At 71.5% G+C, this 14,645-nt stretch carries 11 protein-coding genes; 3 read left to right on the forward strand and 8 right to left on the reverse strand.

The genetic code is table 11. The features are described from left to right. Positions 1-9: 9 nt before the first annotated feature. Positions 10-1,842 carry a M1 family aminopeptidase gene (locus tag ACVTJA_RS40215; protein WP_465828412.1) on the reverse strand — a complete coding sequence of 611 codons (1,833 nt, stop codon included), beginning with the start codon at positions 1,840-1,842 and terminating at the stop codon, positions 10-12. 53 nt (positions 1,843-1,895) lie between these two features. On the opposite strand from ACVTJA_RS40215, the gene ACVTJA_RS40220 reads away from it, so the two are divergent. Beyond that, a complete protein-coding gene (locus ACVTJA_RS40220; RefSeq protein WP_465828414.1) occupies positions 1,896-2,489 on the forward strand; it encodes a hypothetical protein in 594 nt (197 codons plus the stop codon). A gap of 164 nt (positions 2,490-2,653) precedes the next feature. Here the strand turns inward: ACVTJA_RS40220 and ACVTJA_RS40225 are convergent, their stop codons facing one another. Further along, entirely contained in the window at positions 2,654-3,739 is a 1,086-nt protein-coding gene (locus ACVTJA_RS40225; RefSeq protein WP_465828416.1) for a PEGA domain-containing protein, read from the reverse strand. A gap of 83 nt (positions 3,740-3,822) precedes the next feature. Here ACVTJA_RS40225 and ACVTJA_RS40230 point away from each other — a divergent pair, with 83 nt between their 5' ends. After that, positions 3,823-4,347, forward strand: a complete 525-nt coding sequence (locus ACVTJA_RS40230; protein WP_465828418.1) for a hypothetical protein — start codon at positions 3,823-3,825, stop codon at positions 4,345-4,347. Positions 4,348-4,410: 63 nt separating this feature from the next. On the opposite strand, the gene ACVTJA_RS40235 is transcribed toward ACVTJA_RS40230, so the two are convergent. The 6 genes from ACVTJA_RS40235 to ACVTJA_RS40260 form a co-directional block, all read right to left on the reverse strand. Continuing rightward, positions 4,411-5,940, reverse strand: a complete 1,530-nt coding sequence (locus ACVTJA_RS40235; RefSeq protein ID WP_465828420.1) for a cellulose synthase family protein — start codon at positions 5,938-5,940, stop codon at positions 4,411-4,413. A 325-nt stretch (positions 5,941-6,265) separates the two neighbouring features. Next, positions 6,266-7,246, reverse strand: coding sequence for a D-alanine--D-alanine ligase (locus tag ACVTJA_RS40240; RefSeq protein WP_465828422.1), 981 nt, complete (start codon positions 7,244-7,246; stop codon positions 6,266-6,268). 213 nt (positions 7,247-7,459) lie between these two features. Beyond that, a complete protein-coding gene (locus tag ACVTJA_RS40245; RefSeq protein ID WP_465828424.1) occupies positions 7,460-7,738 on the reverse strand; it encodes a hypothetical protein in 279 nt (92 codons plus the stop codon). Between the two features lie 2 nt (positions 7,739-7,740). Beyond that, positions 7,741-9,663, reverse strand: coding sequence for a PEGA domain-containing protein (locus ACVTJA_RS40250; RefSeq protein WP_465828428.1), 1,923 nt, complete (start codon positions 9,661-9,663; stop codon positions 7,741-7,743). A gap of 70 nt (positions 9,664-9,733) precedes the next feature. Further along, complete coding sequence (locus ACVTJA_RS40255; RefSeq protein WP_465828432.1) at positions 9,734-11,116, reverse strand: S41 family peptidase; 1,383 nt, start codon at positions 11,114-11,116, stop codon at positions 9,734-9,736. A 62-nt stretch (positions 11,117-11,178) separates the two neighbouring features. Beyond that, positions 11,179-12,039, reverse strand: a complete 861-nt coding sequence (locus ACVTJA_RS40260) for an alpha/beta fold hydrolase (RefSeq protein ID WP_465828434.1) — start codon at positions 12,037-12,039, stop codon at positions 11,179-11,181. A 235-nt stretch (positions 12,040-12,274) separates the two neighbouring features. Here ACVTJA_RS40260 and ACVTJA_RS40265 point away from each other — a divergent pair, with 235 nt between their 5' ends. After that, a complete protein-coding gene (locus tag ACVTJA_RS40265; protein ID WP_465828436.1) occupies positions 12,275-14,635 on the forward strand; it encodes a hypothetical protein in 2,361 nt (786 codons plus the stop codon). Positions 14,636-14,645: the final 10 nt, after the last annotated feature.

Consider the following 14,645-nt stretch of genomic DNA (forward strand, 5'->3'; position numbering starts at 1 on the left):
GCCGGGGGCTCACTCCCCCTGCAGGCCCTGGATGAGCTGCTCCAGGAGCTGCTGCGACGCCGGGTCCAGCTGCATGTCCTTCAGGTCCCCGAGGTCGCCAAGGTCTCCGAGCTCCTGGCCGCCGAGCATCGACGAGAGGTCCGGCTTGCCGAGGTCCTCGTCGCCGCGCGCCTCCTGCCACCAGCGCACGCGCAGGGCCTCCAGCCGCTTCGCGTGCGGGGGGCTCGCCTTCGCCAGCTCGCGCGTGAAGCAGTCCCCGCACGTCCACTTGAAGCGGTACGTGTCCACGTAGCCGCGCAGCGCCTGCAGGAAGGCCGCGTCGCCCACGAGCTGCCGCGAGGCGTGGTGCAGCAGCGGCGCCTTGCCGTAGACGAGCGCGCCATATTCGAACTCGTCCGCGAAGCTGTCCGTGCTCCGGTCCGCCCTGCCGTCCTTCCCGCCGGACATCCGGTACAGGTGGTACGCCGACACCAGCGCTTCCTTCCGCTGCGCGTCCGCCGCCCCCTTGCCGTGCTTCCACTCCACGTAGAGGAGCGCGGCGTACTGGGCCAGGGACTCGTCCACCACCGGCATCTTGATGGGGTCCGAGCCCACGAGGCCCGCGAAGTACTGGTGCGCCACCTCGTGCGCCACGGTGAACTCCAGCGTGCGCTCCAGCACGTCGCCCAGGTGCGCCAGGGCCGGGTTGCCGCCCTGCCCCATCGCGCTCAGCAGCTCCTGCAGGCCTTCCATCTCCTTGAGCCCGGCCAGAGCCTCCGCCGGGTCCGCGGCGCCGCGGTACAGCGACGTGGCCACCGTCACGAGCCCGGGGAACTCCATGCCGCCCGCGCCACCGGACAGGGGCGCCTCCACCACGCGGAAGTGCGTATATGGCAGCGGGCCCAGGCGCCGCTCGTATTCCTCCAGCATCGAGCTCGCGTACTGCAGCACGCGCTGGCCCGCCGCCTTGTCGCGCGCCGCGTAGTGGCTCTCCACCGTGACGCCGCCCACCGTGGCCGTGGAGTGCTCGTAGCCCTTCGACACGAGGATGGGGAAGTCGCGCACGGCCGCCGCGGCGAAGGCGAAGCGCACGCGGCCGCTGCGCTCGGGCACCTCTCCCATGGGCGCGCCGGTGGCGTGCACCGCCCAGCCCGAGGGCACGGTGATGGTGGCCAGCACGTGCGCGGGCTCGTAGAGCCCCAGGTCTCCAATGCCCTGCGGCCCGGCCCAGGGCTGGCCGTCGGTGTCCGTCGGCGGCACCAGGGGCACCACGCCCACGAGGCTGATGAAGTCCTCCGTGGCGGAGAAGGCGCCGTGGTCTCCGCCCCTGCCGCGCGAGCCTCCGCCCAGCAGCCCCGACAGCATTCCACCGCCACCTGCTTCCGCCTGGGGCACGGTGGCCTTCAGCGCCACGTCCACCACCGCCGCCGCGCCCACGGGCACCGGCTCCGCCAGCGGCACGCGGTACAGCGTGGGCTCCGGCCGCTCCAGCTTCACCGGTTGGCCGCCGAGCTTCGCCTCGGACAGCGTCACCTGGCGCCCTTGCGCGTTGGGCGTCAGCCGCAGGTACAGCTCCGTGAGCGGCCTGCCGCGGGCCACCACCTCCACCTGCACGCGGCCCGTCACCTGGCGCTCCTTCGGGTCCACGTCGAGCTGCACCCGGTAGCGCGGCAGCTCCTCCAGCGGCCCGAGCACCTTCGCGGCCCGCGCGCGCTCCGCGGGCTTCAGGTGCTGCAGGCAGAGCTGCACCTCGGGCGAGAAGTCCGGGGTGCTCGCGGGCGTAGGTGCGGACGGTGGACCGCTCCAGGCGGGGACACCGGAGAGCACACCCCACAACAGGCATCCACGCAGGAAGGTCCGCATGCGGGCCATGCTAATTGACCGGTGCCACCACTGCTCGTCTACCCTGGGGGTGCATGCACTCTCGAACGCTCGTCCTGGCCGCCGCCTGGGGCCTGGTGGCCTGTGCGCGGAACGTCCCCACCTCCCCCGCCACGCCCTCCTCCACTCCCCGCGCCGTACGGCTCCTGCTGGACACTCCCGCGCAGGAGACGGAGACACTCGAGAAGCGGCGCGAGGACATGGAAATCGACACCAGCGAGGGCGAGCGGATTCCCCGCATCGTGACGACGGGACAGACGCCCCTGCTGAAGCTGGAGGGCGCCCGGGCCCGCCTCTACGGCGACGCCCGCGCCACCCTGGGCATCTCCGTGGACAACTTCATGCTGCTGGAGGTGCTGAACGCGAAGGGCCAGGTGACGCGCACCGCCGTGGTGGGCTTCACCGAGGGCGTCCATCTGGGCAAGGAGCAGGTGGACAGCCTGGGACGCCGCGCCTTCACCTTCGACGCCGGCGAGGTGGACCTCACGAACCTGCTTCCCGAGTCCGAGCCCTTCCAGGTGCGCGCCACGGCGCTCGACTACTGGGGCGTGGGCCGCGTCAGCGACGTGTACCTCGTGCTCGTGCCGGGCTCGCGCCCCTCGCCCGAGGACGACCTGCGCGGCCAGTGAGCCGCGATGCGCTTACAGGAGCGCGGGGCTTGGAAGCCGCCGCCCACGTCCGAGCGCCACCGCCCGCCCGCGAGAAGCGCGGGCGGTGCGACGACTCCGAGGCCGAAGACGTCCGCGAAAACGTGAGGCCCTCTCCCCATTGAGGGCGGCGGGCCTCGGGGGAATCAGAACTGGAAGGCGTGCGCGGGAATGCGCAGACCGCCAGCCCCGCCACCACGTGCGGGGCGCGCGCCCTGCTTCGACACCACGGCGTCGCAGGGGCCGCCGCACACGTCCGTGTCGCTCAGCGCCGGGGCCGTCTCGGTCTTCGTGGCCATCACCGCGCCCACCGTGCCCGCGGCCACCAGCGCGCCCACGCCGGCCCACACATACCAGCGGCCGTACCAGGGCTTGCCGGAGCTCACCTCCGCCTCGGGCTCCGGGTCCGGCCCGAGCGACAGGGCCGGCGACGTCTCGGGCTTGCTGGCCGGGTCCAGCGCCGGCTTCCTGGGCGTATCCGTGTTGGTGGCCACCGACGTGTCCACCAGGGGCCGCAGCGTGCCCTCCACCGTATAGCTCTTGCCGGCGAAGACGGTGATGTTGTGCACGTCGGGCTTGAAGCCCGGCGCGCGGAACTCGATTTCACGCGAGCCCGGCCTGAGCATCACGTTGGCCTGCGGCACCGGCCCCATCTCGACGCCGTCCACCAGCACCACCGTCTCCGGCACGTCCGCCAGCAGGTTGGCGAAGCCCATGGTGGCGTCCAGCGAGATGGAGATCTCCTGCTGCGAGCCCTCCTGCACGTCGATGCGACGCGAGTACTCGGCATAGCCCGGCTTGCGGACCACGAGCACGCGCTCGCCCGGCGTCACCTCCACGGGGATGGGGGCCGCGCTCAGCGTGCCGGCGTCCTTGCCGTCCACCTGCAGCTTCGCCCCGCGCACGCCGCCGATGATGCGCACCATCAGCTCCGTCTTCCGGGGAGCCAGCGGCGCCAGAATGTCGTCTTCCGGCTCCACAACAGGCTTCTTGCTCGCCTTGCTGCCACGCGCCGTCGCGCCGCTCTTCGCGCGCGAGGGCTTCTTCGTCACCTTCGCGGGCTTCTCACGCGCGGGCTTCTTCTTCACAACCTTCGTCTTCCCGCCCTTCGTCTTGGCGGGCTTCGACTGTGGGGTGAGTGGGGCGAGGAGGTCATCGTCCTGCGCGAAGGCGGAAGACGGCGCCGCCAGGGCGGTCACCAGGGCGAAAAGGACGAGTCGGTGAGGGCTCATGACGGACCGAAGGTTAGAGAGTCATCCCAGGGGAATCAAACAGAGTCCCGCGCGTCGTGCCGTTGGGCGAATATCCGCTCCCCATGCACCGCGTCCTGTCCTCGCTGGCAGTCGGCCTCAGTGTTCTCTCCCTTACGGCGTGCCCCGCCAAGACACCTCCGCGCACGGAGGTCCAGGTCCCACCTCCGCCTCCCATCCGCGTGCCGCCGGGCTGCGAGAGCAACCAGGCAGGCGAGTACTTCCACGCCGGGAACCCCGCGTTCCTCTACCACGGCGAGGATGATGGCGGCACGCTGTCACTCTCCGTGCTGCGAGCCCACGCGGACGGCGGCACCGACGCGCCCGACGCGAGCACCGCCACCATCGTCCTCCAGCGGACACCCGAGGGCTTCGTGGGCCAGACGCACGCCACGGGCTTCGCCAGCTCCGGCGCGCCCTGCCCCGTCACCTTCCCCACCGAAGTCGAAGCATGCGGCGACGCGGGCCTCACGCTGCGCTCCGCGGCCAGCACCTCCATCGACGAGGGCTGCCGCACCGCGCCCTCTGGCGCCCCCACCGTGCGGCTGCGCCAGGTGCTGCTGCGCGGCGAGCCCGACGCGGGCCGCTGAAACGACGAAGGGGTGAGGCCTCCGTGGCCCCACCCCTTCTTGAATCCCAGAGGGAGTGTCGCGTCAGGCCGCGCGGCGCGGCTGCTCACCGGCGGTGTTCACCGCCTGGGCCGCGTCCGCCAGCTTCAGCTTGCCGGACAGGCCCAGGCCCTGCAGCAGGCTGGACACGCCCACGTACAGGAAGCCCGCCTGGAACAGGATGATGAACGGCACCGACGTGTAGATGCGCGCGTCGATGGCGAACCACAGCGCGCCCGTGAAGTACGCCGCGAAGAGCAGCTCCACCACCGGCATCAGCGTCTTGCTGCCGCGGTAGGTCTTCTTCACCGCGACGACCTTCTTGCCCTCGGCGCCCGTCTTCGGCGTGCGCGCGAAGCCGGACTGCTGGTTGAGCAGCGCCTCCAGCACCGCCTTCGCGTTGTTGATGGCGAGGCCGATGCCCAGGCTCATCAGGAACGGAAGGTACTTCAGCCGCGCCCAGCCCTTCACACCCATCTCCGCCTGCGCGGCCACGTAGAACACGCAGACGCTCGCGGTGGCGCTGATGAAGAAGGGCAGGTCCAGGAACAGCGTGCCGTACAGGCCGTGCTGGAAGCGCACCACCATGCTGATGGGCATCAGCACGGACAGGAGCACCATCAGCAGATAGGCCATGTTGTTGGTGAGGTGGAAGAAGGCCTCCCGCTTCACCGCCATGGGCAAATCACTCTTGAGGATGGTGGGCAGCAGCTTCTTCGCCGTCTGGATGGAGCCCTTCGCCCAGCGGTGCTGCTGGCTCTTGAAGGCGTTCATGTCCACCGGCACCTCGGCCGGGGAGATGACCTCGGGCAGGAAGATGAACTGCCAGCCCTTGAGCTGCGCGCGGTAGCTCAGGTCCAGGTCCTCGGTGAGCGTGTCGTGCTGCCAGCCGCCCGCGTCGGAGATGGTGCCGCGCCGCCAGATGCCCGCGGTGCCGTTGAAGTTGAAGAAGCACCCGGAGCGGTTGCGGGCGGTGTGCTCGATGATGAAGTGCCCGTCCAGGAAGATGCTCTGGGCCTGCGTCAGGATGGAGAAGTCACGGTTGAGGTGGCCCCAGCGCACCTGCACCATGCCCACCTTGTCATCCGCGAAGAAGGGCACCGTGCGCTGCAGGAAGTCCGGGCTGGGCACGAAGTCCGCGTCGAACACCGCGACGAACTCGCCCTTGGCCAGCTTCAGGCCGTTCTCCAGCGCGCCCGCCTTGAAGCCCTGGCGGTTGGTGCGGTGGATGTAGACGATGTCGATGCCCTTCTGCCGATGCCGCTCCACGCACGCGCGGGCGATGCCACACGTCTCGTCCGTGGAGTCGTCCAGGACCTGGATTTCCAGCAGCTCGCGCGGGTACTCGATGCGGCACACCGAGTCCACCAGGCGCTCCACCACGTACATCTCGTTGAAGATGGGGAGCTGGATGGTTACGCGTGGGAGCGCCTCGAGCGAGCCCTTCGGCGTCGGCAGCTTGAACTTGTGCCGGTAGTACAGGAACGCCATCCGGTACCGGTGCGAGCCGTAGACCGCCAGCACGCACAGGACGCTGAAATAGACGCCCAGGAAGATGATCTCGACGGTGGTCATCGGTGACGCTCAGCCCCTCCCGCTCGGCCCCCGTGGCCCGCGGTCCTGCCCTGCGCGGCGGCACCGGCACCCGTCTCACGCTGACCGCCGCCAGATGGGTCTGGTGAGCCCCCGCTCCGTATGTGCCCGAAAAGACGAGGTTTTAATCTTCCGGGAATGATCGGCGCCGGACAATAGGGACGCGTCAAGGTCGTGTCAAACTATTCCCCGGATTTGAACGTTCCGTTCACGGGAAACCGACACGCCGCGTCACAGCCATCTCACGGTGCTGACGGGCCGGCGCCGGGGCTTCAGGCGGCGCCGGTGGAGGGGCCAACCCGAGGGGTCAGCTCACGGCACGGCGGGGCTCCACGGAGGCCGGGACGGGGGCCACGGCGGGAGCCTCGGTGACGCCGGCCTCGTCGCGGGTGGCCAGCGCGAGAATCCGCTCGGTGAGCTCCGCGAAGTCCAGGCCGGCCTGGGCGGCAATCTTCGGCAGGAGGCTGGTGGGGGTGAAGCCCGGCAGCGTGTTCACCTCCAGCACCACGTCGTTGTCCGTGTCCGAGCACAAGAGGTCCACCCGACCGTAGCCGCGGCAGCCCAGCGCGCGGTACGCGGCCAGGGCCAGCGACTCCACGTTGGCCACACGCGTGGGGGACAGGCGGGGCGGGAAGAAGTAGCGCGAGCCACCCTTGTACTTCGCGTCGTAATCGAAGCCCTGGCGCGGGGTGGCAATCTCGCAGCTGCCCAGCACCGTGTCGCCGAGGATGCCCACCGTCACCTCGCGGCCGGCCACGAAGCGCTCCACCAGCGCCGCGCCGCCAAAGCGACACGCTTGCGCCACCGCGGGGACGAGCGCCTGCGGCTCGTGCACCAGCGCCAGCCCCACGGAGGAGCCGCCGCACGCGGGCTTCACCACGCACGGGAAGCCGAGGTCACCGTGCCGCTCCAGCGCGCGCTCGGCGTCCTCGCGCCCCACGCGGTAGCCGGCCGGGGTGGGCAGGTTGTGCAGCCGGAAGAGCTTCTTGGCCATGGGCTTGTCCATGGCCAGCGCGGAGGCCAGCACGCCCGAGCCGGTGTACGGCAGCTCCAGCAGCTCCAGCAGGCCCTGCACGCGGCCGTCCTCGCCCATGCGCCCGTGCAGCGCGATGAAGGCCACGTCCAGCTCGGCGGCGCGCAGGGCCCTGTCGAGGCCGGGGCCGGCGAAGATGCGGGTGACCTGGTGGCCGCGGGACTCCAGGGCCCCCACCACGGCCTCCCCCGTCTTGAGCGAAATCTCCCGCTCCTCGCCCCAGCCCCCCATCAGAACTCCGACGCGCTTGCCCATGTCGTTGACGCCTCCTGGACACGGGACAGAGCACGGAGGATGCCAACCACACCGCGTCCGTGCCGGGCCGGACGTTCCGCATCGGTTTCCCCTCGGAACGAGGGGTTGCGCACACTCCGGGGCAGGCGGGCAGGCGTGTCCTTCAGGACACGGCGCGGCCCCGGGGACACGCGGGTGGGACTGTAGAAAGTCCCGTCCCCGCGTGCGCGGGCTTCAGGGGTTGCCCGCGTCGGTGCCAGCATCCACGCCGGTGCCGGCATCCACGCCGGTGCCAGCGTCCGCGCCGGTGCCGGCATCCGAACGCGTGCCGGCATCGCCGGTGCCGCTGCCGTCGGAGACGCACGCGTCGTCACGGCAGACGTAGCCCGGCAGGCATTGATTGCGCTCGTCGCAGGGCTGCCCCTCCTCGTCGAAGTCGAGGAGCAGGCTGCACGCGGACAGCCCCAGGGACAGGGCCACGAGCGGAACGAGAGAACGCAGGGGACGGCGCATGGCTAGTAGTTCCGGAGGTCGTCTTCGTCGAGAGCAGGCTTCTTCTTCTTCTCCTCTTCTTCCTTCTTCCGCCGCTCCTCCTCCTCGCGCTTGCGCTTCGCTTCCTCCTCGCGCTTCGCGGCCGCCACCTCCTCTTCCTTCTTGCGCTGCTCCTCCAGCTCACGGCGCTGGCGCTCCACCTCCTCGCGGCGCTTGCGCAGCTCCTCCTCACGCTGACGCGCCTCCTCCTCGCGCGTGCGCTTGCTGTCCGTGCGCGACGGGGCGGGCGGCTCCTCCTTGGGAGCGGGAGCGGGAGCGGGGGTGGCGGGCGGCGTGGTCTTCGAGGGCGGCGGCGGCATGGGCAGCGACTCGCTCCGGGGCTTCGTGCCCGAGGGCGGCGGCGGCATGGGCAGCGACTCGCGCTTCGTGTCCTGCGGTGTCGTGCGCGCGGGCGGAGGCGGCGTCGTGCGCGCGGGCGGCGTCGTGCGCGCGGGCTCCGCGGGGCTCACACGCGCGGGGGAGGGGGCCTTGCCGCCACCGCTGCTCCCACCGTTGGCGAACGCGAAGTAGCCACCCAGGCCCGCGGCGGCCAGGCCCGCGATGACGCCGATGTCCGCCACCAGCGCGTACGTCTTGCCCGTGTCCTTGAGGTCCTGCGCGCGCGGGCTGTTCTGCGGGGTGCGGCGGAAGTCGTCCTCCTTCGCGGAGGCCTCCATGCCGAAGTAGATACCGCCGGCCAGCATGGCCACGCCCGTGGCCATCAGCACGTAGCCCACCGTGCGGCGCGAGGCGCTGTTGCCACCCGAGAAGTGCGTCACCGGCTTGCCGGACTGGCGCGGCGCGTCCGCGGCCACCAGCCCCGCCAGCAGCGCCTCCGAGCCCGAGGCCATGCCCTCACCGCGCGGCACCGAGGCCAGCGCGTACGCCGCGTTGTGCCCGTCCGCCACCTCCAGGCGAAGCCCCGTCACGTCCAGCGGCCCCGCCCCCGCCCCACCCCGCACCAGCAGCGCCAGTACCTGAGTCACACCGGCCAGCGCGCCCAGCTCACGCAGGGCCTTGTCGCGCTCCGGGCTCTCCGGCTTGCGCGCCGCCGCGTCGGTGGACAGCTGCAGCGCCTTCTGCGCCGGCACCGGCTTCAGCGTGAGCGTCGTCTCGCCCTCGCGCGCCCGGCGCTGCGCCAGCGCGTAGCCCGGCGCCACCGCCGTCACGTAGTGGTCCGCGGGCGACAGGTCCGTCAGCGACACCGGCGACACGCCGCGGAACTGCCCGTCCACGTACACCTGCGCGGGCACCGGCTCCGAGTGCACCGTCAGCGACGTCCGCCCGGCGGCCAGCGCGGCCTTGCGCTCCTTCTCCACGAAGGCCATCTCGTCCGGAGGGAAGAAGTTGGGCGAGAACTGGGCGCGCGGGTCCACCGCCAGCACCGAGCGGATTTCGAGCTGCGCCGCCGTGTTCTCCCCGTTGGCCACCTGCGAGGCCGCCTTCATCACCCGCGCGCGGACCAGCTCGCCGAAGTGCTGGGACAAGTCTCCCGCCTCGTACGCGCGCACCGCCTTGTCGAACTGCTGGAGCGCCTGCTGCGTGTCCAGCTCGTCGTAGGCGCGCTGGCCCTCCTTCATCGCGGCGGCGGCCTCGGCAGCGCCGGCCTCGCGCTCACGCAGGCCCGCCGTGTCCAGCGCGTCCGCCAGCCGCACCAACTGCAGACGGCCCGAGCGCGCCACCGCCTGCTCCGCGAGGTACGCGAGCCGGGCCGCTTCCGTGCGGGCCGCCGCGTCCAGCGGAATGGCCACCACCGTCACTGTCGGAGCCGTGGAGGCGGCGGACAGCGCCCGGGGCATCAACCGCGCGGGCATGGAGGTCTGTGCCGCCGCGGGGCCCACGGCCAGCAGGCCCACCAACCACCCACTCAGGGCCGCGTGCAGCACGCGAATGCTCGAAGGTCGCATCTCTCGTTCACCCTTTGTTTCGTTGCGCATCAAACGGAGTACGCGGCGAAATGCAAGCAGGAACGAGGCATCACCGACCCGACGCGCGAGCCGGAGTGCGCGCCTGCGGCGGGACGCGCCCGTGCAGGTAGTCGAGGGCGACCTTCAGCGGATAATCCTTCAGTGCCGCGGTGACGTCCCAGGGCTTGAGGCCCTCGGGCAGTCCGTGGGGCGCGGCGGGAGGCGTCTCGGTGCCCGCGGTGGGCTCGGCGCGGAAGTGGCGCTGCAGGTCCTTCTCGCGCACCACGTCGCGCGGAGCCTTGCCGCCCTGCTCGTCGGGGACGGCATAGTCCGGCGTGATTCCGCGCTCCTGGATGCTGCGGCCCTTGGGCGTGTAGTAGCGGGCGATGGTCAGCTTCAGGCCCGAGCCGTCCTCCAGCTCGATGACCGTCTGGACGCTGCCCTTGCCGAAGGTCTGCGTGCCCATGATGGTGGCGCGGCCGTGGTCCTGGAGCGCGCCGGCCACGATTTCGGACGCGGAGGCGCTGCCCGCGTTGACGAGCACCACCAGCGGGTAGTCCTTCTCCGTGTCGCGGTCCTTGCTGCGCTCCTCGGTGGCGTTGCGGCCGTCGCGCCCGCGCGTGGAGACGATGGGCAGGTTGCCCGGCAGGAAGCGGTCGCTCACCGCCACCGCCTGGTCCAGGAGGCCACCCGGGTTGTTGCGCAAGTCCAGCACCAGCCCGCTCAACTCCTTCCCGCCGTTGAGCGCGCGCAGCCGGTCCAGCTCCTTGCGCAGGTACAGGTCCGTGCGGTCCTGGAAGTTCTTCACCTTCACGTGGCCGATGCCGCCGTACAGCGCGCCCTCGACGGAGACGATGCGGATGTGGTCGCGGATGATGGCGATTTCGCGGGGTGCGCTGAAGCCCTCGCGCATGATGGTGAGCAACACGCGCCCGCCCGCCGGCCCGCGCATCTTCTGCATCGCCCGGCCCACGTCCATGCCCTGCGTGGACTCGCCGTCGATTCCCACCAACTGGTCGCCCGCCTTCAGGCCCGCGCGAGCCGCGGGCGTGTCGTCGATGGGAGCCACCACGACGATTTTCTCGCCCTTGCGCGCGATTTCGATGCCCAGCCCGCCCCACTCGCCCGAGGTGTCTATCTTCATCTCCCGGAACACCTCCGGGGGCATGTAGATGGTGTGCGGGTCCAGCGTCTCCAGCATGCCTTGAATCGCGCCCTGGATGAGCCGCTCGCGGTCCGGCGGCTCCACGTAGTTGTTCTCCACGTAGGAGAGCACGCGCGCGAAGAGCTCGAGCTGGCGGTAGGTGGCGTCGTCGCGCTCGGCCCGCTCGGCGCGGCCGGTGGCGGCGGAGGCCCGGGCGCCGTCCTTCGTCTTCTCGTCGGCGCCAGCGGGCCCGGTCAAAAGGAGGAAGGCGGCCAGCGCCGCGCGCCACGGCTGGGGGAGACCCGTCACGTCGGTACGTCCTTTCCCGGGAGGGGGGCTTGGGAAGGCCGTGTCGGAGTCTACACCGGGCCTCAGAGTCCGGACGCGTCGGCGAAGCGCACCAGGTGCGACACGAGCTCGTCCGGACGCTCGAGCTGCGGCACGTGGCCGAAGCCCTCCACCACGTCCACCCGCGCGTGCGACGGCAGGTGGGCGCGGTACCACTCCAGCGTCACCGAGGGCAGCAGCCGCTCGCTGCCGCCCCACAGGAAGAGGACGGGCATGGCGAGGTTGCGCACCTTCGCCGGCTCCAGGCTGGCGCGCGTGGCCAACGCCTCCGCGGTGAGCGCCCGCACGGTGGGCGTGTCGTAGAAGCGGCGCAGCTCATAGGCGAAGAGCAGCGCGGGCAGCGGAGGCCGGTGGAACAGCCGCCGGGTGAAGGCACGCGCCTCCGCGGGCGAGCGCACGACGAAGGAGTTGAGCAGCGCGGTGTTCTCCGCCTCCGGCAGCTCCGCGCCCGCCGGGGCCACCAGCGCCAGCGCGCGCACCCATTGAGGGACCTCCGCCGCCAGATTCACGGACATGGCGCCGCCCAGCGAGTTGCCCACCACGAAGGCCGGCTCGCCCACCACCTGCTCCACGTAGGCGCGCAGCACGTCGAACTGGTTGCGCACACACACCTGGCCGCCGCAGTACTCCGTCGAGAAGCCGTGGCCCGGCAGGTCCGGCGCCACCACGCGCGAGAAGCGCTTCGCGAGCGAGAAGAAGGTGCGCCCGAAGCCGTTGGCCGAGCCGCCCAGTCCATGCACCAGCACCACCGGCGGCCCCTTGCCCTCGCCCTTCAGGGAGTAGTGGTGCAGCGCCTGCCCGGCCACCTCGACGGTGGAGGACTCGACTCCGCGCGCCACCAGCATCTGCCGCATCACCTTCTGCACCCCGCCCATCAAGTCCATGCGTGCGCCCGCTCCTCGCAAAGGGGACGCCTTGAAGCATAACAACGGCCGGGACATTTCGCCGCAATGCGTCAGAAAAGGGCGGACAGCCGGGGTGGCGCCGGTTCCGAGGCCTGCCGGTGCAAGTTCCTCGGGGTGAATGCGTCTTATTGGCGTGACACATCTTTCGAGTCTGGGTTCCATCGGGTCACCGAAGTCGCTTCCTGCTGTCCATGCGGTACCGGGTGAAGGCGCCGTGCCGTCGCTCGAAGACGGGCTCGGCCGGCTGTTCACCGCGTATGCCGCACACTTCCTGCGCGGCGCGTGGCCCCTGCCCCGGTTCCAGGTGGAGCAGCGTGGCGCGTCGCTCATCGTCCGATTCCGCGTCGGCGAGCGGAACGTCGAGGTTGTCGGACGGGCCTCGGCGTTCCTGCTCCTCTCCGGACGCTTCTGGGCGAGGACGCGCGCCGGCCTCGAGGTGGACGTGCCCGCGCTCATCCCCGCGCTCACGGCAGCCCCCCTGGGAGTCAGCGGCACCTGGAGCGCGTGGGCGCATTTCCATGCCGCGCGGGAGACGAAGCAGGCGCTGCATGACCTCGCGCTCGCGGTGGCGGCCAAGGCTCCCGAGGAGGCGGTGCTCCTCTGGCGGCGCCTCGAGGAGCGGGACCTCGACTGGGATGGCGGCCCGGCGCCGGGCTCGCCACACCTCATCCCCCCGGCGTTCCGCGAGGCCGTGCAGAAGCGGGCCCCCGTCATCTCCATGCTCACGGGCAGGCGGTCCTTCACGCCGGGGAGCATCGCGAAGGCGGTGGCGCCCTTCGCCGGCTCTCGCAGCGCGGTGGAGCAGCTCGCGGTGGCGACGTGCCTCTCGCGCGCGGTGCAGTACCTCCTGCGCTCCAACCGGTTGGGCTTCCATGTCGTGGCCTGGCCCGCGCTCCTGCACCTGCTCACCGAACGGGATGGGGCCGCGTACGAGGTCGCGCTCGGCGTCGTGCAGCAGCTCGCGGCGAAGCTCTTCGAGGCCTCGGCGTATGCGGAGGCGCGTGCGCTGCTCGATGTGCTGGTGGCCAACGGGGTGGGCCTCCCCGAGACGCTCCTCCAGCGCTGGGAGTGCCGGCTGTACCTCGACGACCCCGGCGCGGAGTCCGACTGGACGCGGGCCAACGCGCTCGTGTCGCAGGACATGCCGGGCCTCATGGAGCGGGGACTCTCGGGGGCCGGTGAGGTGATGGAGCGCCGCGCTCGCGCCCTCTCGCGGGTGGCGCGGGGCCTCACGCTTCGCGCGGAGGGGAAGGACCCGTGCGCGGACCGCAAGACGCCGAAGAAGCCGGGGGTGCCGAGCGACGTGGAGCGTGCGCGGCTGCTCGCCAGGGCCACGCAGTTGATGGCGGAGCGGATGAGCGAGGCGACTCCGCGCGACGTCCGCGACGAGGTCCGCGCGCACGCGAGTGAGACGGTGAGCGAGCGCACCTTCCAGTGCGAGGACTACCTGGCGCGCGGCAACATGCGCGAGGCCTTCGAGGACCTGGAGGGCGCGCTCGCGGACTACCGCGCGGCCCGCGCGCTGCGAATCGCGGGAGGACTGCCGTGGCAGTGGGACCATCACGGCGACGACGTGCGCCGCGTCGCGCGCATCCTCGCGGAGCGGAACAGTGCTCCCCTGGCTCCGGTGCCGCCCTGCTTCGAGCCCGCGTGGTTCCGCGACGAGAGGCGCACTCCGGCGGAGCGAGGCCAGGCGCTCGCGCAATGGGGCGCACAGCCCTGGAGCCTGTTTCCTGCCTCACCGGCCGCGGCCGTGGGGACTCCGCTCGCGTTCGTGCTGCTTCGCGAGGCCGTGGCCCAATCCAAGCCGCTGTGGAAGGCCGCCGAGCAAGACGCCGTCTCCCTCGGGGACCGCGTCGCCTTCACCGAGCGGGCCCGTGGCGTGCTCGACGCCTACGCCGACCGGCGCGATGCCATCCGGCTCGCCTCCGCCCTCGAAGGCGCCCTGTTCGATGCCTTCCGCGCCGGTGAGGACGTGGATGGATTCCTGCGCGAGTCCTCGTCGCGGCGCAGGCCGCTGCTGGACTGGCTCGCGAGGCTCGCGGCCCTCCCCGTCATCGACGAGGCTGCGGTGCTGCGAGGCTTCGAGGGCCGCCTCTGGGAGCGCCTGCGCGAGAAGTTCACCGAGCACCGTGGGCGGTACGACCCGCTCAGGGACTTGTTCGACGCGGTGAGGACCACCGGGCTCGATGCGGACGGCGTCGCGGTGGTGGTGGCGGCGTACGAGGCCCTGCTCGCCAACGACTGGGCGAGCTGCGACCGGCCGAGGAAGGAGTGGGCCGCGCACGGGCAGGCGCTCGCGAAGCTCGATGCGGGCAGGCTCGCACCGGCATTGATGGCGTGGACGCGGCTGTGGCAGCGCGTGCCGGGGCCCTCCGGCCTCACGAAGCTCGACGCGAAGTGGCTCTGGCCCCTGTACTTCGCATGGAGTCCGGCGGCCGAGGGCTTCCTCCTCGAGGTCGCACAGGGAGAGCTCGACAACCGCGCCCGGCTCACGCCGAAGCAGAAGGAGCTCCGCAAGAGCTGCCTCCGCTGGTTCATCGAAGAGAAGGGCCTGACCCACCTGCGCGCGTGAGCGGGCGCAC

Source organism: Pyxidicoccus sp. M6 (assembly GCF_055568925.1).

Excerpts from the sequence above, each read along its gene's own strand:
- ACVTJA_RS40215 (WP_465828412.1), bottom strand. The coding sequence starts at position 1,842 with ATGCGGACCTTCCTGCGTGGATGCCTGTTGTGGGGTGTGCTCTCCGGT.
- ACVTJA_RS40220 (WP_465828414.1), top strand. The coding sequence starts at position 1,896 with ATGCACTCTCGAACGCTCGTCCTGGCCGCCGCCTGGGGCCTGGTGGCC.
- ACVTJA_RS40225 (WP_465828416.1), bottom strand. The coding sequence starts at position 3,739 with ATGAGCCCTCACCGACTCGTCCTTTTCGCCCTGGTGACCGCCCTGGCG.
- ACVTJA_RS40230 (WP_465828418.1), top strand. The coding sequence starts at position 3,823 with ATGCACCGCGTCCTGTCCTCGCTGGCAGTCGGCCTCAGTGTTCTCTCC.
- ACVTJA_RS40235 (WP_465828420.1), bottom strand. The coding sequence starts at position 5,940 with ATGACCACCGTCGAGATCATCTTCCTGGGCGTCTATTTCAGCGTCCTG.
- ACVTJA_RS40240 (WP_465828422.1), bottom strand. The coding sequence starts at position 7,246 with ATGGGCAAGCGCGTCGGAGTTCTGATGGGGGGCTGGGGCGAGGAGCGG.
- ACVTJA_RS40245 (WP_465828424.1), bottom strand. The coding sequence starts at position 7,738 with ATGCGCCGTCCCCTGCGTTCTCTCGTTCCGCTCGTGGCCCTGTCCCTG.
- ACVTJA_RS40250 (WP_465828428.1), bottom strand. The coding sequence starts at position 9,663 with ATGCGACCTTCGAGCATTCGCGTGCTGCACGCGGCCCTGAGTGGGTGG.
- ACVTJA_RS40260 (WP_465828434.1), bottom strand. The coding sequence starts at position 12,039 with ATGGACTTGATGGGCGGGGTGCAGAAGGTGATGCGGCAGATGCTGGTG.